The sequence below is a fragment of the Methylomonas sp. Uni0009 genome (assembly GCF_054188105.3).
This window is the reverse complement of the sequence record NZ_JBTAFN010000001.1, coordinates 4,458,645-4,481,720: the sequence shown is the minus strand read 5'-3', so window position 1 is coordinate 4,481,720 and position 23,076 is coordinate 4,458,645. Positions and strand designations below refer to the sequence as shown.

General features: G+C 54.2%; 19 protein-coding genes and 1 tRNA gene. 14 read left to right on the top strand and 6 right to left on the bottom strand.

The window, feature by feature from the left end; all coding sequences use genetic code 11:
• Positions 1–46 precede the first annotated feature (46 nt).
• From ACWAU0_RS20700 to ACWAU0_RS20650, 11 genes are read left to right on the top strand one after another with little or no spacing between them, the layout of a single operon-like run.
• A complete protein-coding gene (locus ACWAU0_RS20700; protein WP_415878461.1) occupies positions 47–1,402 on the top strand; it encodes a glycosyltransferase family 4 protein in 1,356 nt (451 codons plus the stop codon).
• Positions 1,377–3,386 carry a heparinase II/III family protein gene (locus tag ACWAU0_RS20695; RefSeq protein WP_415878460.1) on the top strand — a complete coding sequence of 670 codons (2,010 nt, stop codon included), beginning with the start codon at positions 1,377–1,379 and terminating at the stop codon, positions 3,384–3,386. The genes ACWAU0_RS20700 and ACWAU0_RS20695 overlap by 26 nt, the downstream gene beginning before the upstream one ends.
• Entirely contained in the window at positions 3,387–5,519 is a 2,133-nt protein-coding gene (locus ACWAU0_RS20690; RefSeq protein WP_415878459.1) for an alginate lyase family protein, read from the top strand. It begins immediately after the preceding gene.
• Positions 5,516–6,844, top strand: coding sequence for a phosphotransferase (locus ACWAU0_RS20685; RefSeq protein ID WP_458137776.1), 1,329 nt, complete (start codon positions 5,516–5,518; stop codon positions 6,842–6,844). The genes ACWAU0_RS20690 and ACWAU0_RS20685 overlap by 4 nt, the downstream gene beginning before the upstream one ends.
• Positions 6,828–7,475: a histidine phosphatase family protein gene (locus ACWAU0_RS20680; protein ID WP_458137775.1), complete on the top strand. Its 648-nt coding sequence runs from the start codon at positions 6,828–6,830 to the stop codon at positions 7,473–7,475. The genes ACWAU0_RS20685 and ACWAU0_RS20680 overlap by 17 nt, the downstream gene beginning before the upstream one ends.
• Positions 7,472–8,749, top strand: a complete 1,278-nt coding sequence (locus tag ACWAU0_RS20675) for a phosphotransferase family protein (RefSeq protein WP_458137774.1) — start codon at positions 7,472–7,474, stop codon at positions 8,747–8,749. The genes ACWAU0_RS20680 and ACWAU0_RS20675 overlap by 4 nt, the downstream gene beginning before the upstream one ends.
• A gap of 20 nt (positions 8,750–8,769) precedes the next feature.
• The gene (locus ACWAU0_RS20670; RefSeq protein WP_458137773.1) at positions 8,770–10,572 is read left to right on the top strand and encodes an ABC transporter ATP-binding protein; all 1,803 of its coding nucleotides are present in this window, start codon (positions 8,770–8,772) and stop codon (positions 10,570–10,572) included.
• Positions 10,569–11,780 carry a glycosyltransferase family protein gene (locus ACWAU0_RS20665; protein ID WP_458137772.1) on the top strand — a complete coding sequence of 404 codons (1,212 nt, stop codon included), beginning with the start codon at positions 10,569–10,571 and terminating at the stop codon, positions 11,778–11,780. Before ACWAU0_RS20670 ends, ACWAU0_RS20665 begins: the two co-directional genes overlap by 4 nt.
• Positions 11,770–12,612 (top strand): polysaccharide deacetylase family protein, encoded by an 843-nt coding sequence (locus ACWAU0_RS20660; protein ID WP_458137771.1) that lies wholly within the window; start codon positions 11,770–11,772, stop codon positions 12,610–12,612. The genes ACWAU0_RS20665 and ACWAU0_RS20660 overlap by 11 nt, the downstream gene beginning before the upstream one ends.
• Positions 12,613–12,626: 14 nt before the next feature.
• On the top strand, positions 12,627–14,150 hold the full coding sequence (locus ACWAU0_RS20655) for an alginate export family protein (RefSeq protein ID WP_458137770.1): 1,524 nt from the start codon (positions 12,627–12,629) through the stop codon (positions 14,148–14,150).
• 13 nt (positions 14,151–14,163) lie between these two features.
• Entirely contained in the window at positions 14,164–15,306 is a 1,143-nt protein-coding gene (locus ACWAU0_RS20650; protein WP_458137769.1) for a glycosyltransferase family protein, read from the top strand.
• Here ACWAU0_RS20650 and ACWAU0_RS20645 read toward each other — a convergent pair.
• The 6 genes from ACWAU0_RS20645 to ACWAU0_RS20620 all read right to left on the bottom strand — a co-directional run bounded on the left by ACWAU0_RS20645 (position 15,303) and on the right by ACWAU0_RS20620 (position 20,541).
• Positions 15,303–16,544 (bottom strand): S8 family peptidase, encoded by a 1,242-nt coding sequence (locus ACWAU0_RS20645; protein ID WP_458137768.1) that lies wholly within the window; start codon positions 16,542–16,544, stop codon positions 15,303–15,305. The two genes, ACWAU0_RS20650 and ACWAU0_RS20645, sit on opposite strands and share 4 nt — an antisense overlap.
• A 6-nt stretch (positions 16,545–16,550) precedes the next feature.
• Complete coding sequence (locus ACWAU0_RS20640) at positions 16,551–17,258, bottom strand: anti-sigma factor family protein (protein ID WP_415878449.1); 708 nt, start codon at positions 17,256–17,258, stop codon at positions 16,551–16,553.
• Between the two features lie 4 nt (positions 17,259–17,262).
• Positions 17,263–17,823: an RNA polymerase sigma factor gene (locus ACWAU0_RS20635; RefSeq protein ID WP_458137767.1), complete on the bottom strand. Its 561-nt coding sequence runs from the start codon at positions 17,821–17,823 to the stop codon at positions 17,263–17,265.
• A 119-nt stretch (positions 17,824–17,942) separates the two neighbouring features.
• Positions 17,943–18,686 carry a TorF family putative porin gene (locus tag ACWAU0_RS20630; protein ID WP_458137766.1) on the bottom strand — a complete coding sequence of 248 codons (744 nt, stop codon included), beginning with the start codon at positions 18,684–18,686 and terminating at the stop codon, positions 17,943–17,945.
• A 133-nt stretch (positions 18,687–18,819) separates the two neighbouring features.
• Positions 18,820–19,566 (bottom strand): DUF5765 domain-containing protein, encoded by a 747-nt coding sequence (locus tag ACWAU0_RS20625; protein ID WP_458137765.1) that lies wholly within the window; start codon positions 19,564–19,566, stop codon positions 18,820–18,822.
• A 507-nt stretch (positions 19,567–20,073) separates the two neighbouring features.
• The gene (locus tag ACWAU0_RS20620; RefSeq protein ID WP_033158021.1) at positions 20,074–20,541 is read right to left on the bottom strand and encodes a ProQ/FinO family protein; all 468 of its coding nucleotides are present in this window, start codon (positions 20,539–20,541) and stop codon (positions 20,074–20,076) included.
• A gap of 266 nt (positions 20,542–20,807) precedes the next feature.
• Here ACWAU0_RS20620 and hemF point away from each other — a divergent pair, with 266 nt between their 5' ends.
• From hemF to ACWAU0_RS20605, 3 genes are all read left to right on the top strand, one after another.
• Positions 20,808–21,722, top strand: coding sequence for an oxygen-dependent coproporphyrinogen oxidase (hemF, locus tag ACWAU0_RS20615; RefSeq protein WP_458137764.1), 915 nt, complete (start codon positions 20,808–20,810; stop codon positions 21,720–21,722).
• Between the two features lie 235 nt (positions 21,723–21,957).
• Positions 21,958–22,905: a hypothetical protein gene (locus tag ACWAU0_RS20610; protein WP_458137763.1), complete on the top strand. Its 948-nt coding sequence runs from the start codon at positions 21,958–21,960 to the stop codon at positions 22,903–22,905.
• 74 nt (positions 22,906–22,979) lie between these two features.
• A tRNA-Val gene (locus ACWAU0_RS20605) sits at positions 22,980–23,056 on the top strand.
• The last annotated feature ends 20 nt before the right edge of the window (positions 23,057–23,076 follow it).

The following is a 23,076-nucleotide window of genomic DNA, read 5'->3' as shown; positions in this document are numbered from 1 at the left end:
ATCACTCGGCGCGTGCAACGCCGAACGGACCCTTATGGATAACACCATGCCAAACCACGACCACCAGGCGCAAGTCGCCTACATCCTCAAAGGCTTTCCGCGCACCTCGGAAACCTTTATCACCAATGAAATCCATTTATTGGAAACCTTAGGCCTCAAACTGTCGATCTTTTCGATCAAGCAACTCGAGGGCCAAAAGCACCATGCCGTGGTTGACCAGATCAAAGCGCCAGTGACTTATCTGCCGCAAGCCGACGATTTGACCGGGCGCAGCTTTTGGGTCTGGCTGAAGGAAAACCTGCCGAAATTTACGGCCAGCCACGGCCGGCTGTTCCAGAAGCGGCCAATCGCCTATCTCAGCGCTTTGCTGGAGTGTTTAAGCATGTCGATCAAATACCGCGAAAGCTGGCGGGACTTTCCGCGCACGGTATTCATTAAGGAATTTCTGCAAGCCGGGTATATCGCCGAAGCGGTGCTGCAGAATCCGGCCATTCGCCACCTCCACGCGCATTTCTGCCATGGCGCCACGACGGTCGCGATGTTCGCCAGCCGGATCAGCGGCCTGCCGTTCAGCTTTACCGCCCACGCCAAGGACATTTACCTAAGGGAATTGAATCCCGGCGATTTGCTGCAAATTAAAATGCGCCGCGCCAAATTTGCCGTGACCTGCACCGGCGCCAATCAGCAACATCTGGACGCCTGCAAAGGCAGCGATATTGCCGTGCACCGGATTTATCACGGCCTGGACACCGATTTGTTTGTGCCGGAGCCACGCGAGCAATCCGCCGCTGACTCTGTTCCAACCATTCTGTCAGTTGGGCGGCTGGTCGAGAAAAAAGGCTTTGATTATTTAGTCAGGGCCTGCGCAATGCTGCGCGACCGTGGTATCAAATTTAACTGTCGCATCGTCGGCGGCGCCGATAAATACGCGCAGGTGATCAAACAACTGATCGCCGAACTGGATTTACAAGATGTGATTAGTCTGCCCGGCGCAGTAACCCAGGAAGAACTGCGCGGTATTTACCAGCAAGGCAGCGTGTTTGCGCTGCCGTGTCTAGTGGTGGACAACGGCGACCGCGACGGCATTCCGAATGTCTTGGTCGAAGCGATGGCGATGGAAATGCCGGTCATCTCCACCGACATTTCCGGCATCCCTGAACTGATTCAAGACCAAGTCAACGGCCTGCTGGTGCCCGAGAAAAACGCCGCAGCCATGGCCGATGCCATCGAACGCTTATTAAAAGATCAGGCATTGCGCCAGCGCCTGGGCCAAGCCGCGCGGCAAACCGTCTGCCAGGATTTTAATTCCCGCCACACCACAGTGGCATTAAAAAAACTGTTCGACGCCTGTCTGGCCGGTGAAATGGTGGAAGCGCATGTCTGCTGTGCTGAACATTCTTAATACCGACCCGCGTCTGCAGGCGCTGGCGGCGCCGTATTGCGATATGACGCCGACAGACTTGCTGGCGTATTTCCATAGCCGCCAGCATGTCAGCTATTTTTCGGTAATCGACGAAGAGCAAAATACCCCGGAAAAACTGGACGGCGTATTGCGCAATCGCTTTGATTTCAACCACGAGCCTTATCAGCTTGCTGATGATTTCGATTGGCTGAGCAACCCCAGCGCCGATGTCGAATGGCAGATTCTTTTGCACAAGTTTTATTATGCAGTCGGCTTGGGCCGGCGCTTTGCAGAGACCGGCGACCTGCACTACCGCGATAAATGGCGAGTGCTGACCAGCCGTTGGATAGCTAGCGTACCCATCGATTTTCTCTCCAGCGATGTCACTGGCCGCCGTGTGCAAAACTGGATTTTTGCCTACCGTTATTTCGTTTCGTCGGTCACCCAACCGGCTATTGATGCGCAGTTTCATCTGGACTTTCTGGCCTCGCTACAACAGCAAGTTGCCTATCTATGCAACAATCTGACTCCAGCCCGCAATCATCGCACCCTGGAGCTTTACGCAATTTTCCTGGCGGCGGTGGTGTTTCCGGAATTGCGCAGTGCCGATGAATGGTTGAAATTTTCGATTGCCGAATTGCAACGCAACCTGCAAACCGACTTGCTGGCCGACGGCGTGCATTGCGAGTTATCGACCGATTATCATCACATCGTCCTGCGCAATTTTCTGGGGATTCGTAGGTTGGCGATGCTGAACGACATCGCGCTGCCGGCCGACATGGACGCTGCCATCAAAAAAGCCCTGAACTTTTGCCTGCATGCGCATAAACCCGACGGTTTTATCCCGGCCATCAGCGACGGTGACAGCGCCAATTTTCTGGACTTGCTGTGCCAAGGCCATGCGCTGTATCAAGATGAGGCGATGCTGTATGTCGCCACTGCCGGCCAACAAGGCCAAGCACCGGCGGAACCTTCGAAAACCTTTACCGCCAGCGGCTATAGCATCTTGCGCAGCGGCTGGGGCGATCAGGGCGACGCGTATCAGGACGAACGCTATTTGTTTTTCGATTGCGCGCCGCTCGGGGCCGGCAACCACGGTCATCTGGATTTACTGAATATCGAAATGGCGGCTTACGGCCGCTCGTTGATTGTCGATCCGGGCCGTTACACCTACGACGAATCCGGCGACACCAATTGGCGAGTGCTGTTTCGCGGGACCGGCTACCACAACACCGTGCAGGTGGACGGCAAAAACCAGACGCTTTACGCGCCGCATATCCGCAAATACAAGATTCAAGGCCCGGAACCGGCGCGCGAATTTAAATGCGCGCTGCACCGGCCGGGATTTGACTATCTGCACGGCATAGCCGCCAGCCATGAATACCCGGTGATTCACGAGCGCAAAATCTTGTTTATCGCTGGCGAATATTGGCTGATTTGCGATGTACTACGCGCCGAGCAAAACCACGACTACGAACTGCGGTTTCATCTGGATCCACTCGCTCAGCAACGCACGACAAACCAAGTCGATGCCGCCGGCTTGCGCGTCGATTCGCCGAACCTGCTCATGCTGCAAGCCGCGCAACCGGATACCCAATTAACGCTGGAGCCCGGCTTTGTCTCACCGAGCTACGGCAGCAAACACCCGGCACCGGTCGTCAAGTTTACTGCGCATGCCACCGACTATTGCTTTTTGACCGTGCTGTTTCCTTATCAATCGACGCCGCCGCGGCTGACACTGGAACAGCTGCCAGTCAGCCAACTCGGCCAAGCGGTCGACAATAGCATCGCCAGTGCCCTGCGGATTCACAGCCAACAGACGCACGGGGCCTATCTCGACACGCTATTCCTGGCGCATCGCGAGGGCGGCAGCTACGCGCTTGCCGATCTATACACCGATAGCGCGTTCGTATTCCGCCGTCAGGATAGTCAGGGCCGGGTGATGGCATGGCATACCGAATCGGCTGCGGCGGTAAGGGAATAAATGATGAAACCCGAATTTCGCGGGATGGATAGATCAATCTTGTCAGGCAACCCAGGCGCCGGTATAGCTGCGTTATTGCTGCCGGCGTTCGCTGCGTGGTCACCTACTGAGGTGCTGGTTCATTTTCGCCAACGCGCCGTGGATAACTATTTTCCGCTCAAACTCGGAAAAGCCAAACATGTCGCCAGCGCGGCACCTATTCTCGACAACCAATTTACTCTGAACAACGAAACCCACCGTTTAGACAGCGGATTTGACTGGCTGCATAACCCCAGCGTCGATCTGGAATGGTTGATTCTGCTGCACAAGTTTTACTACGCTCGCGATCTAGCCTTGGCCTACGACTACAGCGGCGACGAAGGTTATGCCGATAAATGGGTGGCGTTGGTCGGTTCCTGGATCAATCAAGTGCCGGAAGGGTTCGTGAACAGCCAGGTGACCGGCCGCCGCTTGCAGCAATGGCTGCTGGCTTACCATTACTTCGTGCCTAATCGAAACTGCCGAGCAATAAGCGCCGAATTTTTGCTGGCTTTTTTGCATTCGATACAGTCACAGGCGGTCTTTCTCAGCCGAAATCTAACCCCGGAAGGCAATCACCGCACCATCGAGCTGTCAGCGATTTTCACGGTTGCAATTATATTTCCGGAGCTCAGCGCCTCGGCAGAGTTACTGGCCTTTGCCCAACGCGAACTGCTGGCCAATCTACGCCAGGATTTCCTGGCCGACGGCGTACAAAAAGAGCTGTCCACCGACTATCACCATACAGTGTTGAAGAACTTTTTACGGGTTCGCGAACTGGCCGATTTAAATGGCGTGAGCTTGCCCGAGCCAGTCGATGCCGTTTTCCGTAAAGCCCTGGACTTTTCGATTTACGCCCACAAACCCGACGGTTGGTTACCGGCCATCAACGACGGCGACGTCAACAGCTACTTGTCGCTACTGGGTAAAGCCGAACGCTATTACCCCAGCGCCGCGCTGCGCTATGTGCTTAGCCAAGGCGAACAAGGCCGGCCGCCGGCGCAACGCTCGCGGCTGTTTGCCGACAGCGGTTATTGCATTCTGCGCAGCGACTGGGCCGAACGGCCTTATGCGGACGGCCGTTACCTGTTTTTCGATTGCGGCGATTTGGGTTTTGGCAGCCACGGCCATTACGACTTATTAAGTTTTGAAATGGCCGCTTTCGGCCGTTCCTTGATAGTCGATCCGGGCCGGTTTACCTATCACGAACACCCAAGCGACGATGTCAATTGGCGGTATGCGTTTAAAGGCACCGCCGCGCACAACACCGTCATGGTCGATGGCAAAGATCAAATGGCCTACCAATGCCATGAGCCGGTCGGCCCGCAACCCCATGCCGCGATAATTCGTTTTGAATCCAATCAAGGCTTTGATTTTGTGCATGGCCGCGCCCTGAGCCCCCGTTACGAAGTCGATCATCAGCGCAGCATCTTCTTTGCCGAAAACGAGTACTGGATTATCAGCGACCTGCTAAGCGGCTGTACCAGTCATCGCTACCAACAATTTTTTCATCTGCCGCCACCATGGTCAGCGCCAATTCAGTCCCTGAATAATCGGCAAGGCCAGGGCGTTTGCCTGCCTAACCTAATAATCGCGCAGGCGCCGCGTGCCGAGGTGGCGATGCGCATTGAATCGGGCTGGTTTTCGCCGGAGTATGGCGTCAAACACGCCGCGCCGGTGCTGAGTTTCAGCCAAGAGGGCGACGGTACCCGCTGGTTTCAAACCGTGCTGTACCCCTACCGGGATGACGCGCCGGACATCCGGATCGACAGCTTGCCGGTCAGCCAGTCAACGCATCCGGCAACGCCAATGCAGGCCATGGCCTTGAGTATTAGCTTAAAGACCGCCGACACGGTTTATCGCGACTGTTTTTTTGTTAGCCATCTCAACCAGCCTGCGGAATACCGCTTTGCGGATATTGTCTGCCGGGCGCGGCTGTTGTTCGTACGTCGCAATCCGCTGGGAGAGATCGTCAGCTTGCAAGCCGATGCCGCCGAAAGTCTGAGCATTGCCGGCCGCACGCTACTAAACAGCATCGCCAAACCGCTAACGTTGAATTATCGGTCAAGCCCGACCAATCCCACACTGCCAGAGGCTTGGGAGCGAGCGGCATGAATCAAGATCCGCAATATCCGCAGATGCCGACAGCATTGAATCCGACCTTGATGGGGCCTTTACTGGATTGGCTGCTGGACGGTGCAGGTAATCCAGCGTCCGGATGCGGCTGGCAGATCGGCGAAAAACGTTACAAACCGGGGAAGAGCCTACTGGTGGGGTATCGGTGGGTAGGTCAATCCGGCCATCCGCGCACCCGCTTTGCCACCGGGCGCTTATGCTCGCCTGCCGAGGTTAACCACGAGTTTGAACGGGAACTCGCTAAACGGCCGGACTTGGCAAAAGGAGCGCTGATGCTGATACAACATCCGGCCATGCTGGTATGGGCGTTTCCGTATGATCGCAAACTGCGCCATCTGCCCACGTTGCTGGACCACGCGGCGGTGGCGGTCCGCCTGCAAGCTGCCGACTTGCTTGGCACGCCTGTAGAAGGTTTGCAATCCGAGGTGTTGCATTATCTTGCCGAGCGTTCCTGCATGATTCGTTACCGCCTGCATACCGGCGAATCGGCGCAGCCGCGACTGCTGTACGCCAAAAATTATGCGGATGACGCGGGCCGCGAAACCTTTGCCGTAATGCGCCAGCTTAATGGGCCATTTAGCTGGGGCGCCGAGGCGCTGGCTTTTGACGTGGACACGCTGACGCTTTGGCAATCCCATCTGCCCGGTCAGGCTTTGACTTGGGCTGATTTGCAGGGGGATGGCGGAGATGGCTTGGTAGAGCGGATAGGACATTGCGTGGCGGACTTGCAAGCCTGTCGTATCGATACAGCAAGACGTTACACGCAAGCCGATGTGGTGCAAGGCTTGTTAGCCACGCCAACCCTGGCTGAACAAGTTCGCCCCGAATGGGCTGGGCCTATTGCCCGCTCGGTAAACAATTTGTTGGACCAAGAGCCGCGTCAAACGCCATCTGATCTGGCAACGCTGCACCACGACTTGAAACTGAATAATTTTTTGTACGACGGTCAGCGCTTGGGTTTGATCGATATGGACTGCGTATGCCTCGGCGACCCCATGCTGGATCTGGCCAGCCTGATCGCCAATATTTATTTAAACGGCATCCGCGATGCGGCCTCGATTGAATCCATCCATCCCCTGGTCAATCGCTTGGTGTTGAGTTACCAACGCCATCGCCGGGAAACACTAAGTCTGGCCGATTTACGTTGGCAGGTCGCCGCCGCGTTGATACACGAAGTGGTGCGCCGCAGTTTGCGCCAACTGGACGAAACCCGTCTCAAACAAATCAAACATTATCTGGCGCTGAGCGATATGTTCGCGGCGCGTTGTGGGCAGGCTACTGGAGCGGATGATGTATTCATCTGATCAGCCACGGCGGATTTATTTGGCTCGTCACGGCCAAAGCGAATTGAATCTGCAACAACGGATTTCCGGTCAGGCCGATGCGAAATTATCCGTCAAAGGCATGCAGCAAGCTGAAGCCTTGGCGGACGTGCTGAAACAGGAAACTCTGAGCACGATATACAGCAGCAGCCTGATCCGAGCCATACAAACCGCCACACCCACCGCTGCCTTGCAGGGCTTGCCCATCAAGACTTTGGCGGGTCTGCGGGAAATTGGCCTGGGCATCCTGGAAGGCCGGCATGTTGATGAACGCGATCCGGAAGCCAGCCGGTTATGGGCGGCACGCGAACAGGATAAATATGGCTTCAGCGTACCCGGTTGTGAAGCGTATGCGGATTTTAGCGCGCGGGTACTGAACAGCCTGCAAGCCATGTTGGCCGGCGGCGGCAAGGCGATGTTGATCGTCGCGCATCGCAACACCAACGAAATCATCTTAAACCATTTGTTGGGTGCCGATTTTGCCGGCGTAGCCCAGATCAACGTCAAAAACAAATACCTGTACGCCGTTGATTTGCACAGCACCGCGGAAGTGATGACGATACGCCTGGGCGGCGAACAGCATGGCCGGCGCTATGCGGGGTTGCGCACATGATTAACCCCTTGGCGCAATTTGCCCCCTTGCTGGATGGCGATCTGATGGCCACCGCGCTGCAACAGCATTTGCCCGAATGCCAAGCAGGCGACTGGCAAGTGACCGGCTGCGAGATTCAGCATCCGCGTTACAAGACTTATCGGCTGGCCGAAAACCGCGAGCGCTCGTTTTTATCGCTGGTTTACCATCTGCGCGGGTGCCATCCAGCCAAAACGACCGCCGAGCAGCGCATACTCTACGCCCGCGCCTATTTAGGCAACCGCAGCCAGCAGGCCTACACCGAAGCGCAAGCCAACGGCGAGCGGGCGATACATCTTGCAGAGCTGGACATGGTCGGCTGGCGCTTTCCGGACGATCCGGCGATGCCCTGGCTGGCGGAGTTGATGGATAGTCGGCAGATTGCCGAGTTGGGACAACGGCCAATATCGGCTATCGAGATCGTCAATTACCGGCCGGAAATTCGCTGCACGGCGCGATATTGCTTTGCTGCCAGCGACGCAGCGCCGGCGCGTGTGGTTTATGGCAAAACGTATGCCGATGAACAAGGTCGGGCGGTCTATACCAACCTGCGGGCGCTGCAACGCCAATCGGCCGTAGCCTTTGTCATGCCTGAAGCCTTAGCTTACGACGCCGATCGCCACACTTTATGGTTAGAAGGCTTGCAGGGCCACATGCTAACCGAGTTGGATTTTACAGTCGATGTCGCAGAGAAAATCCCGGCCTTAGCTAACGCACTTGCCGCTTTTCACCAAGTCACACCACCGCCTCTGCCGGTCATCACCTCGCAGCAACAGCTAAAAGAGTGGCTCAAGAAAGCCGATAAATTGAGCCATGCCTATCCCACCATTCAACCGGCGCTGACTGGGTTACTCAACGAGTTACGCCAAGATTGCCCAGAGTTTGAAGTGTTAGGCCTGATCCACGGCGATTTTCATATCGATCAATTATTGGTGTTGGCGGACGGCCGCTTGGCGCTGTTCGATTACGACGAATTGGCGCTGGGCGACTCGTTGCAGGATTTGGCCAATTTCGCGGCGGATTTATACAACTATCCCTATCCGATTGCCTTGATAGACCTGCTCGTTCAAACACTGTTTACAGCCTACTCAGCCGCCAGCCACAACCCAACCGACCCGCAACGCTTTGCCTGGCATCTGCGCGGCCAGTTACTGACCCGCGCTTACCGTTGCTTCATCCAGCAAAAACCCGCGGCGCCGCAACGGGTCGCTGATTTTATTGCGCTGGCTTTGCGTCCCTGGCCGCTGGCCGACTGAATTCACCGGGAAAACCGTTCATGACCAACCCCACTCAATCGAACAGCCGTTTCAGACAAATCGTGTGGGCGCATCTGCGCCGGGTCCGTGGCAGTATCGTCGCGGCGATTGTCTGCATTCTCGGTTCCACCCTGACCAGCCTGATCGTGCCGTGGCCGCTGAAGCTGATTTTCGATCATGTGTTGCTGAATCATCCGTTGCCGGCCCATCTGGCCGCCGCGCAACCCCTGCTCTACGGCGGCAGCGAGCAGGCGCTGTGGATACTCTGCGGCAGCATGGTGCTGATTGCTTTGTTCAAGGGAGTTTTCTCCTACTACCAACTGTTCCTGACCTCCCGCATCGGCTATTTATTGGTCTACACCTTGCGCAGCGAGTTGTTCGACCATTTGCAACGCTTGTCGCTGGCATTTCACAGTAGCACGCCGTCAGGCGAGTTGCTGAATAAACTGACTAGCGATACCAATACCTTGAAGGACGTCTACGCCGACTCGGCTTTGACCTTTACCACCCACGTGCTGACCGTATTGGGCATGTTCGCGATCATGTTCAGCCTGAGCGTGAAACTGAGTTTGATCGTGCTGGCCAGTTTCCCGCTGCTGTGTCTGGCTATCGTGCTGATTTACCGTCGAGTCAAGCGCTCGGCGCGCAAGCAACGCCATAATGAAGGCCGCTTGGCGTCGCGGGTCAGCGAACTGTTGAACGCGGTGCCGCTGGTGCAAACCTACGGCATGGAAGATGTCGAGCGCGAGCGTTTCGATGTGGAAAGCAGCCAGTCGATGACCGAAAGCGTGCGTACCGCGCGCATCGAGGCCGGGGCGACACGGATGATCGAAATCATCAGCGCCATCGGCACCGGTATCGTGGTGCTATTTGGCTGTTTGCAAGTGTTCGACGGGGTGCTGACGCCAGGGGATGTGCTGGTGTTCAGCTCGTACATCGCCCAAATGTATCAACCGATTCGGCAAATCACCCGCTTGGCCACCCGTTTTTCCAAGGCCAGCGTCAGCATCGAACGCATCAGCGAAATTCTGGATACCGAGCCGGACATTCAGGACCCACCGGATGCCATAGTGCCCAGCGGCTTGCGCGGCGAAATCGAGTTTAGCAATGTTTCGTTCGGCTATCCGACCGGCAAACCCATCCTGCGGGATGTTTCGTTTCATATTCAGCCGGGCGAACGGGTGGCATTGGTTGGCGCTTCCGGGGCCGGCAAATCCACCATCGCCCGCTTGCTGATTCGACTTTACGATTCGCAACAGGGCGTTGTGCGCATCGACGGCATCGAAGTTGATCGTTACCAGCGGACCGCGTTGCGCCGGGAAATCGGTGTGGTATTGCAGGATTCGATACTGTTCGGCACCAGCATTCGCGAGAACATCGGCTACGGCAGCCCGGATGCCACGATTGACGACATCGAAGCCGCCGCGCGTCTGGTGCACGCCGACGAATTCATCCGCAATCTACCGAACGGTTACGACACGGTGTTGGGCGAGAGCGGCGGCAATCTGTCCGGCGGCCAAAAACAACGCTTGTGTCTGGCGCGGGCCTTGTTGCGCCAATCTTCGATTCTGATTTTGGACGAGCCGACTTCGGCGGTGGATGCCCAGTCTCAAGCACTGATCCGCGATGCCATTGATCAGCTGCACGGCGGCAAAACCGTGCTGGTGATTGCCCATCAATTTCACACCATCCGCCATTTCGACCGGATTTTAGTGTTGAAGCAAGGCGTGATTGTCGAGCAAGGCAGTCATGAAGCCTTGATGCAGATGGGCGGCCATTATCACGAACTGTATAAACTTCAACACGGATTGCGTGCCGCATGAACCACTACAAACCGCGCTTATTGCTGTATTGCCAGCATTCACTGGGCATGGGCCATTGGGTCCGAGCCATGACTTTGGCCAATGCCTTGAGCCGCGAATTTCGGGTGACATTTCTGAACGGCGGTCGCGCTCCCGATCATCAGACAACTGCTGGCGACCTGGATATGTTGAATCTGCCGCCGCTGGGCATGGGCGAGGATCATCAATTGTATAGTCAGGATGACCGTTACAGCGTCGAAGAAGCGCTGACCGCTCGCAAGCAAATAATTTTGGATGAGTACGCAATGCTCAGACCCAAAGTGGTATTGATTGAGCTGTTCCCGTTCGGCCGCAAGAAATTGGCCGGCGAGTTGCTGCCGCTGTTAAAGGCTGCCCGCCGGGATAAGCAGGACCGGCCGCTGGTTTTGTGCAGTCTGCGCGACATCATGGTCAGCGCTCGCAAGGATCAAAGCCGCCATGACGAACGCGCCCGCTGGATTACCGACCGCTATTTCGACGGCCTGCTGGTGCATGCCGATCCCAGGTTTGCCCGTTTGGAAGACAGTTTTAAGCCGCGCCATCCCTTGCAAACTCCGCTGCTGTACACAGGTTTTGTCGCTCCCGGTCGCGTGCCGCCTGAGGTCAAACCGCCACGGCGCGGAGTGTTGGTGTCGGCTGGTGGCGGCATGGTCGGTGCGCCGTTGTTTCAAGCAGCGCTTCAGGCTCATGCCATCAATTGGGCTAAGGAAAAGCTGCCGATGACCATCGTCGCCGGGCCGTTTTTACCGGAAGCGGATTGGCAGGTTTTAGTGACGCAGGCCCAAGGTATTGAGGGTTTGACATTAGTGTGCTCGGTACCGGCCATACAGCCTTTGTTGGAGGCGCACAGTCTGTCGGTGAGCCAATGTGGTTACAACACGGTGATGGACATTCTGGAATCGCGTACCCCAGCGCTGGTGGTGCCGTTCGTGCGCGGTCAGGAAGACGAGCAGATTCAGCGGGCGCGGAAGTTAGCCGAATTGGGCTTGGTCGAAATGCTGAATCCAGCCGAACTGACCGGCCAACGCTTGGCCGAGCGGATTTTGCAGTTAAGGGATTTTTACCCCAATCCCGCCGGCCTCGATTTGGCTGGGGCCGATACCACCGTACGCCTGATTCAGGACTTGCGGGCCAGCAAAAACGACTCTATCCCAGAAGCTCAATCAAAGGAGTATGCCCATGCTTGCTGATTGGCTCAGACCTGTGCGTATGGCCTTGGATGACCGAGAACAAGCCATCCAGATTTTCTTTCGCGACGACGACGCTGGTTGGGATGATGACCGACTTTATGCCTTGCTGGACTGCTTTCGGGATTGCCATACGCCCATCGATCTTGCGGTGATTCCCGATGCTCTTAGCCAGTCGCTGGCGGACTCGCTGCTGGGGTGTTGGCGGCGAAATCCGTTTCTGTTGGGCGTACATCAACATGGATGCAGCCATCAAAACCATGAAAACCACGGCCGCAAATGCGAATTCGGCATCAGTCGTAGCGAAGAGCAGCAATTTAAGGATTTATTGGCTGGCAAACACCAGCTTGAGTGCCTGTTCGGGTCGGCGCTGGACAGCATCTTCACGCCGCCTTGGAACCGCTGCAGCCAAACCACGGCTGATAGCCTGATCAAACTGGGTTTCCAAGCCCTGTCGCGCAACCTAGGCGCCGCGCCGCTGTATACCGGAAGATTACGGGAAATTCCGGTGGCTATTGATTGGTGCGGGATCAGAATCAAATCCGCTCAGCCCTGGATGGCGCTGGGCCAAGCCATCGCAGAGGCGTTGCATCCGTCGCACCCGCTACCACTGGGCATTATGTTGCACCATGCCGTGATGGACGGTGACGACCTTGAGCATCTGCAAGCCTTATTGCAGTTATTCCGCGGACATCCCAATACGCGCTGCCGCTTGATGCGTGAATTTTTACGTCCCGCAGACGTTGTCGATATGGCGACCCGTGCTTTGGCGCTTGATTCCCCGGTCAAGCCGTTGACGCCCTTCGGCCTCGCCTCGGATAAACCCATCCACTGATTTTCGTTCCACTGATGAGCTCCAAACCCTTCAAAATAACAACAATTAAGTCGGCCCTGCTGGCCGGCGGCGCCTTGCTCAGCCTGTCTGTGTTTGCCGACGCGAGTCTCCAACAAGCAGGGGCTTCCGCAAAACGCGCAGACAACGCCTTCCGCCAGGATAACGGCGATACCGTCAGAAAAGAGCCGCTACGTATCAACCCCGGCGACAAACGGCCGGCAGACCAGTTCAAGGTCGATGTGTTCGGTCACCCGCTGACTATCGGCGGCGCTTACGAACTGGAACCGCGCTACGTGGAAGACCGGCGGCTGGACCCGCGCCGCGATGACGACGTGGCCAACGTTTATCAAGATTTAAAGCTGGAGTTGTTTTACCAGTGGTCGAAATCGCTATCGTTTTTTGTGCAGTCCGATGTGTATTACGATCCGGAGGTGTATACCGAAAGCGGTCTTGACCAATACGAGGCCGGCATCAAACTAACTCAGGCCTGGCTGTTTATTCACCAAATCCTGGATTCGGGTTTTAGTCTGCAATTGGGCCGGCAACGTATTGCCGATAAGCGCCAATGGTGGTGGAACGACGAACTGGACGCGGCGCGGCTTTATTTCGGCGAAGACACGCTGTTCGCCGAGTTGGCGATTGCCAAGGAGTTGGGCTCCAAGCAGTCGGATCAGGATTTTATCGATCCGCTCAGCGACCGGGTGGTGCGGTTGATGGGCGATATGGTCTGGCAATGGGACCCGAAGCAAAACTTGTCCTTGTTTTTTCTCAGTCAGTTCGACAATTCCGACAACCAACGCCCCGGCGATTTGATCCGCGCCAATCGTAAAGACGCCAGCGACGGCGATTTAAATTGGTTCGGCGGCCGGGCGATGGGCAAATTCAAAATCGAACATGTCGGTAAAATCGGCTATTGGCTGGATTCAGCGTTGGTATTCGGTGAAGAGACCACCCAGACCTTTACCGATATCAACAGCAATTTCTCAAGGGTCAGAGCGCAAACGCCGCGGCATGTCGCAGCCTGGGGTATGGACGCCGGCATCACTTGGTACAGTAACTTGTTCCTGGAACCTTATCTGACCGTGGGCTATGCCTACGGCTCCGGCGACACCAATCCCAACGACGGTACCGATAGTGCTTATCGGCAATCCGGAATCCATAACAACAAGATTAAATTATCCGGCAGCCAGCGCTTTCGTTATTACGGTGAGTTATTTCGGCCGGAATTATCGAATTTGAACATCATGACTGCGGCGCTGGGCTTTCCGATCTCCGAGCAAAGCTCTATCGATTTGCTTTACCACCACTACGAACAGGCCACGCCGTCGTCGGTGATTCGCGATTCGCGAATTCGCGCCACGCCCAACGGCCGCAGCGGCACGCTGGGCGACGAGTTCGATTTGGTATTGTCCCTGGACGAATGGAAACATTTGCAGGTGCAATTTGCCGGTTCTGTCTTCATGGCCGGTCCGGCTTTTGGCGCGTTGGAAGGCAATAATTCCTTTCAGCTCGATTTGACCTTCAAATACAGCTTTTAGCGGCTTGTTTGCCATGCGCGCAAAGCGCCGCAAAATTCTGTTTTATTGCCAAAGCCTGGTTGGCCTGGGGCATTTGACCAGCAGCCTTCTGGTGATCCGTGAGTTATCGGCTTACGCCGATGTGGACTTGATCCACGGCGGCCAAGGCCTACAGCAGATGCCGGAATTGCCGGGATTTCGGCATCTGCGTTTGCCGACCATTTTGATCGATAGCACCAACGACGAACTTTATGCGCCGGACAGCGATGAGCCCATCGAACGTATCTGGGCCAAACGCGCGGCGGCTATCGAGCAGTTTGTAAACTGGCCTTACGATGCGGTAATGGTCGAATTTTTCCCGTTCGGCCGGCGCCGCTTGAAACAAGAGATTCTGGGTTTATTTGCCAAGGTCAGACAGCGCTGCGGGGCGATTCCGATTTTTTGTTTTGTCCGGGAAATCTTGGTGCCGGCGCCGCTGGACGCAGAAAGGCGCATGGTCAAACTGGTGCGGGAGCATATCCATACCGTGTTTGTGCGCGGCGATCCGAATATTGTCCGCTTCGAGGAAACCTTTAGCCTGACCACCGAAATTGCCGACCGTTTGGTTTACGTGGGCTACGTCAGCCCGCCACCGCCAACAAGCTGGCCAGTACGACGAAACCGGATAGTGGTCAGCCAGGGCGGCGGCGAAATCGGTAAATCGCTGTTGCGCGCCGCGATCCGGACCGCGCCGCTGCTGCCGGAATATCAGTTTTTAGTGATTACCAGCTCCCGAGCTTCGGCAACGGAAATCGCTGAATTGCAAGCTTTGGTCGCCAGCCCGAATGTACAAGTCGTCTCGTTCTTGCACAACTTCCAGGAAAATTTACAAGCCGCCGCGTTGTCGATCAGCCTGGGCGGAGATAATACCTTGATGGACGTGATCAGCACCCGCACGCCGGCGTTGGCGTATCCTTACGCCGGCAATAGCGAGCAAGGTTTGCGGATCGAGAAACTGGCCGCTAAGGGCTTTGTGTTGCCGTTGACGGAAATGGATCTGGTGCCCGAGAGGCTAAGTACCAAGATAATGGAAACGATAAACCAAACTTATCCGCAACAGGCCATAGCGATTAACGGCGCGGCAGAGATTGGTCGGCGAATAAGGGCGATTCTTGACTGTGGATTTTGTAAAGACTAGTGCGTGCGTTCCGGAGAGGCGAGGGCGGTGCTCGAATCCAGCAAATTGGCGGTCGATGCGTCGTTCCCCAGCCGGCGTTTGATGTCCGCCGTTTTCCAGTTCGGATGCAATTGCAACAGCAAAGCGGCCATGCCGGCCACGTGCGGCGTGGCGAAGGAACTGCCGTTCATAAAGTCGTAGGCTTGGTGCGGCACGGTGGTCAGAATGTCTTTACCAGGCGCGGCGATGTGCTGGTGGTTGCCGTTGTTTTCCTGACCAACGGCTATCACACCGGCGATGTTGGCCGGGAAACCACCGCTTTGGTCCTGGCTAGGGACTGCCGCAACCACGATAATGCCTTTGGTCAACGCTTTCTCGATTAACTGCTGCACTAAAGGATCTTCGGGGCCGCTCAGGCTTAGATTGATGATATGGCTATTCATTCTGATAGCTTGATTTAAGGCCAAAGCCAAGGTAAAGCTGTTGCAATGTGCCGCCAACGAGTTGGGTTTCTCCGGCCAGCAGGCTCGAAATGCCAAGATTTCCGCCTCGGGGGCGATACCGGCTATGCCTATGCCGTTGTTGGGATGAGCGGATAATACGCCGGCTACCGCCGTACCGTGAATATCGGCCAAATTATGATCGCTGGGTTCCGGTGCGGTGTTTTCCGAATACTTGATCCGGCCTCGTAAGTCCGGGTGCTCGGTATCTACGCCGGTATCAATCACTGCAATGCGCACGCCCCGGCCGGTGGTGGTGCGGTGTAAATCGGCTATGCCGAGGGCGTTGAATCCGGTTTGTAAATGCAGATAAGGGTCGCTGTAGGTTTGAGTCGGCGCAGCTTGTTTACCCAATACCTGAAAACTATGCATTTGCTGGACGGACGACACGTCCCTGTCCTGTTGCAACTCCGCTATTGCCTGTTGCACGGGCAGGGTGTCCGGTACCTCGTATACCACGCAGCTGACGCCCAATGTGGTCACCGGCCACTGCGCGACGAACTGCAAATGATGGCGCTCGGCCAGTTCCTGCGCAATATGTTCGCTCCAGCCGGAATTGCCATATTGACCCCGCAAACGATAACCGTCCAAGCTGTTGGCCGGCAACGCGCGGTCAATGCTGCGGTCGGTAAAGGTGACCAGCAGACGCCGCTCTTCCGCAGTGTTGCTGTCGCCCAGCCGCGATAAATCGCTGGTACTCGCGCAGGCGCTAAGCAGCCCGATCAAGCAAATAAACAGATTTAAGCGCACTAATTTCATGATCGGTTACGGTTGTAAAATCGGTTCGGCCAGTATCACATCCTGTCGGCTGCGGAGCAATGCCAAGGCGCCGGCCATGTCGGCATCGGGCTTGCCGGTGGCGATTTTGACAGTATAGGCGCCGACGCTGTTCGGTCCATCTACCCGTATCCCGTCAATTTGGCTAAGCGCGGCGTCTATGTCTTTTTCCATCAGATTCTTTGCAAATACCACACGTATCTGACCGGTCGCACCGGCGTCCGGTTTGGCTGCTGACAGCGTGTGATAATCGGTGGTATTGGCGGGGTGCAGGTACTGCACGGCAGCCGGTAGTGTAACCAATAACAAGGATGCGGCAATAGCCAGACCTTTACCGGTATTGCTGGCGATTCGCCAAAATCCCTGGCCCGCGCTGAATGGTTTTATATTGCCGCCACCCAGTTGTTCGCTTGGGATGTCGGTCTGTTTGCTACGCGGGACTTGACTGGCTGTTTGCATTTTGGCACGCAGGCCGGCAAAAGAGGCTTCAGCGGCTATGTCCAGATCGGCTGCTTGTTGCACGGCTGCCGCAAGTTTTTGCAAAGTTAGTAGTTCGCGTCTGCAGACTAGGCAGCTTTTTAAATGTTGGTCTACCTGTTGGCGTTCGTTAACTGTCAGGCTTTGATTGACATACCAGGGCAGTAACAACACGATGTCCGAATGGGAAGTAGTAGATGAGGAAATCTGTGAGTTCATGGCCTTATTTCTCCTGTGCGTCGGCAAAAACCTGCAGTTTCCTGCGGGCATGAAACATGCGGGTTTTGACGGTATTTTCCGGGCAATCCAGGATTCTGGCGACATCCTGGTAAGACAAGCCGTGGTAAAAGGTTAATTCGATGACGGCGCGTTGGTCCGGCGGTAAAGTGGCTAATGCATAGTTTAAGCAATCTTGGTTTTCCCAATTATTCGCTGGATTTGCGCTTGGATCGCCGATAGTTTCTATCAAGAAGTCGATATCGACATCGTTGTCGCGCCGGGCGCTTTTGGCCATGGCTTTCAAGGTTTTGTGATAGGCGATGCCGAATACCCAGGTGGAAATTTTGCTCTCATGGTTGAAGCCGTGCGGTTTTTCCCAAACCACCAGCAAGGTCTCCTGTATTAATTCCTCTACCGCTTCGGGCTGGCGCATCATGCGCAAGATGAAACGAAACAACCTTGGATAGTAATTTTTGTAGAAGGCTTCGAACGCGGCGGTATCGCCTTCGCCGATACGTTGCAGCAGGGCGTATTCGTCCGGGCCGATTTGGGGCTGTTCGGGCATGGGTGGTCGATGTAAGTTAGGGACTAAACGCAGCATGGCTCAAACCTGGGTTCCGGTGATTTTAGCGTGGTGTGCGAGTGTATTCCGCCGCGAAGCCGGAAGGTTCAAAGGGGGATTATTTAAAATCCGGCGGTCACGGAGATTAAAAACTTGTTGTCCTGTAAGCGCGGATAAAACTCGTGGTGATGGGTATCTTCTTGATGATTGTCCAGATGAACGTCAGCGTAGCGTAAGTCTAGTGCCAGATTGTTGGTGATGAACCAGGAGACCCCGGCATTCCAATAAAAATAATCCTCATCCAATAGTTTGTTGGCTTGGTAGTAGCCCAATCCCGTTGAAAATTGTAGGTTGTCGAGAATGTCGCGGCGATATTTGAGTTCGTAATTCAGCACAGTGGCGTCGCGGCGATAGGCGTTAGGCGCAACGGACACGGTGCCGCTGAGCCAGTCCTGATAGTGTAGGGATGCGTAAAACTCGGCGTAATCGGCATATTTTCCAAAAATCTTGCCGTCGAACAGATAGCCGGTTACCGAGAATTCAGTACGCCAGTCGCGATTTAACGGCAAGCTCCAACCCAGATAGGGTTTGATTTCGACATCGGCATGGTTTTTATAGCGACGGTCGTCGAAGCTGATTTGTGAAACGCCTACGCCGCCGAACCAGCCCATAGCGTCCTGGTAATCGATATGCGCCTGAGCCAGCGGGTTGCCGCGATTCTTGGAATAGCCCCTGTATAAGTAATCGCTGAGAAACGTCAGTTCGCCATGCCATTCCGCTTGAGCGCAAGTTAAAACCGAGGATACGCCGAAAATTCCTATGGAGATTGCAAACACGCCTTTGCGGAAGATTTTATCTGTGTCCATGGCTGGGTAGTTTGAGATTTATGCGGGCATTGTCAGTGATTGGCTGTCAGTATAGAACTACCCTTTTGTGCATTATTTCCTAGTCGGCTTGAACCTTCAACAAACTTGAGGGATGTGTGGTGAATTGATCAACTTATTTAAAAAACTGCGGATACCGGCAACCGTACCAGTTGGTTACATACAGATAGTGGCGGATGGGTGTTTTAATTAACAATAGCAGCAGCCCTATCGAATATAGACACCATACGGCAGCCCATTCGTTCATATCGTTGGTTGTCAAATAGGCCAACAGCGGGCCGGTCGTGAAATGATACAACACCAGTTTCCATGAGCCGTAAAGCAAGGGCATCAGAAAGGCGGCGTATACGTAACTGTTAGCCATCTGAATGCTGCCGCTGGCCGGTATGGCCCAGGCAATATGCCATTGTCCGGATGTGGAGCAAATCTCCGTGCCGCAAAAGGGCATTAAGAATTTAAGGTGAGTGCCCGGTAGAAATTGGTAGTAGTGGTCAAAACAAAAACTGCTCCATTGGAATGGATAAATTCGCATCATGAAAACAGTGGCCGCTGCAAAGCACAAGATATAGACAAACGGCGCGATGCGTTTTCGTGACGGTTCCGGGATGAAATGCATGCTGACTGCGTTGACAAAAAACGGTTGAAACGCAATGTGCATATATCCCAAAAACGTAGCAATCTGGTTGTTCGGATTTAGGCATTGGTCTATCACCGAATAGGTATAGGCCTGTAGTAATTCCATCAGGGAAAAGTAGGCCAGTGCCAGGCATAAGACCTGGGATTCGCCGCGCCGATAAAAAAAAGCAGTGCTCGCAAAGCCGGTTAAGGCAAGCGCGGCTGATGCCTCGCCACTCCAACACATAATTCCCCCTGGGAATAATCTAGGATCGGGTAAACTGCGATCCAGTGTCGGAGTTTGAAAAGGGTATAAGAGTAACGCCTGGCAGATGCCGAGGGGCTTTAAGGCTCTGTGTTGCCGACTTTTGCTTTTTGGGCTTGGTCGTGAAGAGGTTGCCTTGGGGGGATTAACCTAAGGCGTGATCGCGCGAAGAAAACGACGCAAATGTTGCAGTCGATACGTTGTGATTCCACAATATTTTTGCAGAATATTTGCGCATTCTAATGGCTTATTCAGGGTTTATGACAAAAATTTTCCGGGAACTGACAAGGTCGGTAAGCACCCGAGACAACTTTGGGTGCTAAGCGCGTATCGATTGGTTCTGAGATTTGGATGGGGACGGGCTGTCGCATCGGCAAGCAGGCTTTGGAAATAACTTGTTTCGGTGCTTATACGTGCTTTAAAGTCTTGGAAAATCAATAGTTTGAAGTCGCGCTATCCTGGTGTGTGCAATCTCTTTATGAGAAAAACTTATGCTGACCCTGTAGGTAATGCTTCGACGGCTTCTGGCTGTTTCCGCCGTTGCGCTTTTAATTTGCTCGCTTGTTCAGCATCTGCTTTTGTTACTTGGCCGGCCGGCATTCCTTGCAAATCCACTCTGACGGCATCTTCTGTCAGGCAATCCCAGTATCGATGTCCCCAACACCAGGCCTTCAGTGCGGTGCGGAGTTGGTTTTTATCTGCACCGAGTTGATCGGCATGGGCCAGGATGTCTTTGTGGATGCCTATTTTTAAGGGCAGTTTGGCAGCGGGTTTTTTGGGAAATGCCAAGGGAAAATTCTTTTGCAGCAAGCCGATAATGGCGACTAGCGCGTCAGCTTTGCCGGTCTTTTTGATAGGCGATTTCTCCGCTATCTTTTTTTCTCGTTTTACCGGTTTATTGGCAGCTGCTTGCTTGGCAAGTTCATCTCTAAGCGCTGCTAGTTCTTCAAATCCCATAATGTATCCACACTTTTATCAAGGAATAAAAAGCAGATTGTACATCGGGAAACATCAAGCCAATAGTGCAATCGAATTTTGGTGCGCTCGGCTAACAATTTCTTAGATAAATAACATAGCGTTCCGCACTTTATCGGGTGCTGCCGGGGTTTTCCGGAGAACCGACTTAAGTGTTTGCGGAATGCTTATTGTGGTAATTTGCGCTCAGAGGGCTGCCGCATAGCGGTTGCTGAGTAAAATTACTATCGACGGGACAGTGCTTTATCATGATTGAGAACGATATATCCGCAGTTAAAACGTATTTGCTGAAGTTGCAAGATCGAATTTGCACTGCTTTAGAAGCGGAAGAACCCACCGCGCGCTTCGTTGAAGATGCCTGGGAACGCGCCGAAGGTGGTGGTGGGCGTTCGCGGGTGTTGGCGAATGGTGAGGTATTTGAGCAAGGCGGGGTTAATTTTTCGCACGTGTTTGGCAGTCATCTGCCGCCATCGGCAACCGCCAAACGTCCCGAGCTAGCCAATCGGCAATTTGAAGCGATGGGCGTGTCCCTGGTGATGCATCCTCGCAATCCTTATGTGCCGACCTCGCACGCCAATGTGCGGTTTTTTATCGCCAAAAAAGACGGTGAGCCGGCTATTTGGTGGTTTGGTGGTGGTTTCGATTTGACGCCGTTTTATCCTTTCCAAGAAGACGTGTTGCATTGGCATCAAGTGGCGCGTCAGGCTTGTCTGCCGTTTGGTGAGGATGTGTATCCACGTTATAAAAAGTGGTGCGATGAATATTTCTTTTTAAAGCACCGCAACGAAACTCGTGGCGTCGGCGGGTTGTTTTTCGACGATTTGAACGAGCCCGATTTTGCTCAAGCTTTTGCATTTATGCAGAGTGTTGGCGATCATTACCTGGATGCCTATTTGCCCATCGTGCAAAAGCGTAAAGACACGGTCTATGGCGACCGGGAGCGTAATTTTCAATTGTATCGACGTGGGCGTTATGTCGAGTTTAATTTGGTGTACGACAGGGGGACTCTATTCGGGCTGCAATCTGGCGGGCGGACCGAATCGATTTTGATGTCCATGCCTCCGGTCGCGCATTGGCAATACAATTGGCGGCCTGAATCAGGTAGTCAGGAAGCCCGGTTATACGACACATTTTTACGCCCACAAAACTGGCTGGCAATTTAGGCGGAAATTGGTTAGTAACAGTGCTTCGGAATGTCTTAGCAAGATTTGTTCGCAAGGTTTTGTTTTCAGTCAAGCGTGTTTGGTCTTTTTTTTGGATAGTTAGCTAAAGTTCACAAAATTTCTGCCGCTAAAAGAAACGGCATGGTTGTAATCGCCAAAATATAGGAAGTGATTTGAATCTGTCCTGTCTTTGGCTATCCGCCATTTGTTTTTATGTAGCGTCAAGGTGAATCTAATGACTACGATCAATTCATTGACAACATCATTGTATGTATCGCAAACCACCATCAGCATATCCAGCACCAAAAGTACGCACAACGATGACGATCAAGAGCGTCCGGCGGTAAGCGGGAGAGGGGAGAAGCATGGGCATCATCATAGTGGTGGGGCGTTCATGCGCAATGTCATACAAACATTGCAAAGTTTTGGATTGAATATTCCTGGCGGTAATAGTGATTCTGCCGCCGATGACGCCACTGAGAGCAACGCTGGCGGCAGTCAAAATAATTCATCCAATCTTGGGCAATTGTTGCAGACCTTTTTGCAGGATTTAAGGCAGGTATTGAAACAAAGAGGTGTGAAGCAACCAGCTACAGCGGCGCAAGGCGATGCAAGTGCCACTCAAACGCCGCCAAAACAGGTCGCATCGGCCGCGACTACATCGACGCCTGCAACAACGAGTACGACTCAAACCGGACAAACAACGGCTGCGACACCGTCAACTAGCGTAACGAATAATGCGGGTACGCAAGCAACGACGACCAACGGATCTGCAACGACCACACCTACTGCCGCGCCACGCGCAACTGTTGCCGATGTACGCCAAGCGTTGCACAGCTTCTTGCACGATTTGCGTCAGGCTTTGAAATACAGTGCTGATCGTCGTCACGGCTCCGACGATGACGGTCGACATAGCGACAAAGCGGTAGGTCGAAATGGCTATGGTAAATTCACCGATAATTTGCAAAATTTGATCGCGGCTTTGGGTGATGCTACCGGTGAAACTAGTGGCAAATATAAAGAATTGCAAGATAGTTTTAACGATCTAGTGAATGTGTTGGGAACTCCGGGGAATGGTAAAAAACCGACTTTGTTGGAGTTTCTAAACAAGTTGTCAGGTAATCGCGAGAGTAACACTCCGGCCTCTGTTGCTAAGGGTTCTATCTTAACTGCTACAGCTTGAACCGTTGTTGCTATAGAAAAAGCTTGCATAAACGGTTTAGGTCGTTATAATGCGCGGCTCGAACGATAGACTTTAGGCGCGTAGCTCAGTTGGTTAGAGCACCACCTTGACATGGTGGGGGTCGGTGGTTCGAGTCCACTCGCGCCTACCAAAACATAAAGCACCGCATGA

Excerpts from the sequence above, each read along its gene's own strand:
- ACWAU0_RS20680 (WP_458137775.1), top strand. The coding sequence starts at position 6,828 with ATGATGTATTCATCTGATCAGCCACGGCGGATTTATTTGGCTCGTCAC.
- ACWAU0_RS20625 (WP_458137765.1), bottom strand. The coding sequence starts at position 19,566 with ATGTGTTGGAGTGGCGAGGCATCAGCCGCGCTTGCCTTAACCGGCTTT.
- ACWAU0_RS20670 (WP_458137773.1), top strand. The coding sequence starts at position 8,770 with ATGACCAACCCCACTCAATCGAACAGCCGTTTCAGACAAATCGTGTGG.
- ACWAU0_RS20685 (WP_458137776.1), top strand. The coding sequence starts at position 5,516 with ATGAATCAAGATCCGCAATATCCGCAGATGCCGACAGCATTGAATCCG.
- ACWAU0_RS20620 (WP_033158021.1), bottom strand. The coding sequence starts at position 20,541 with ATGGGATTTGAAGAACTAGCAGCGCTTAGAGATGAACTTGCCAAGCAA.
- ACWAU0_RS20700 (WP_415878461.1), top strand. The coding sequence starts at position 47 with ATGCCAAACCACGACCACCAGGCGCAAGTCGCCTACATCCTCAAAGGC.
- ACWAU0_RS20650 (WP_458137769.1), top strand. The coding sequence starts at position 14,164 with ATGCGCGCAAAGCGCCGCAAAATTCTGTTTTATTGCCAAAGCCTGGTT.
- hemF (WP_458137764.1), top strand. The coding sequence starts at position 20,808 with ATGATTGAGAACGATATATCCGCAGTTAAAACGTATTTGCTGAAGTTG.
- ACWAU0_RS20660 (WP_458137771.1), top strand. The coding sequence starts at position 11,770 with ATGCTTGCTGATTGGCTCAGACCTGTGCGTATGGCCTTGGATGACCGA.
- ACWAU0_RS20645 (WP_458137768.1), bottom strand. The coding sequence starts at position 16,544 with ATGAAATTAGTGCGCTTAAATCTGTTTATTTGCTTGATCGGGCTGCTT.
- ACWAU0_RS20655 (WP_458137770.1), top strand. The coding sequence starts at position 12,627 with ATGAGCTCCAAACCCTTCAAAATAACAACAATTAAGTCGGCCCTGCTG.
- ACWAU0_RS20665 (WP_458137772.1), top strand. The coding sequence starts at position 10,569 with ATGAACCACTACAAACCGCGCTTATTGCTGTATTGCCAGCATTCACTG.
- ACWAU0_RS20695 (WP_415878460.1), top strand. The coding sequence starts at position 1,377 with ATGTCTGCTGTGCTGAACATTCTTAATACCGACCCGCGTCTGCAGGCG.
- ACWAU0_RS20690 (WP_415878459.1), top strand. The coding sequence starts at position 3,387 with ATGATGAAACCCGAATTTCGCGGGATGGATAGATCAATCTTGTCAGGC.
- ACWAU0_RS20630 (WP_458137766.1), bottom strand. The coding sequence starts at position 18,686 with ATGGACACAGATAAAATCTTCCGCAAAGGCGTGTTTGCAATCTCCATA.
- ACWAU0_RS20640 (WP_415878449.1), bottom strand. The coding sequence starts at position 17,258 with ATGAACTCACAGATTTCCTCATCTACTACTTCCCATTCGGACATCGTG.
- ACWAU0_RS20675 (WP_458137774.1), top strand. The coding sequence starts at position 7,472 with ATGATTAACCCCTTGGCGCAATTTGCCCCCTTGCTGGATGGCGATCTG.
- ACWAU0_RS20610 (WP_458137763.1), top strand. The coding sequence starts at position 21,958 with ATGACTACGATCAATTCATTGACAACATCATTGTATGTATCGCAAACC.
- ACWAU0_RS20635 (WP_458137767.1), bottom strand. The coding sequence starts at position 17,823 with ATGCCCGAACAGCCCCAAATCGGCCCGGACGAATACGCCCTGCTGCAA.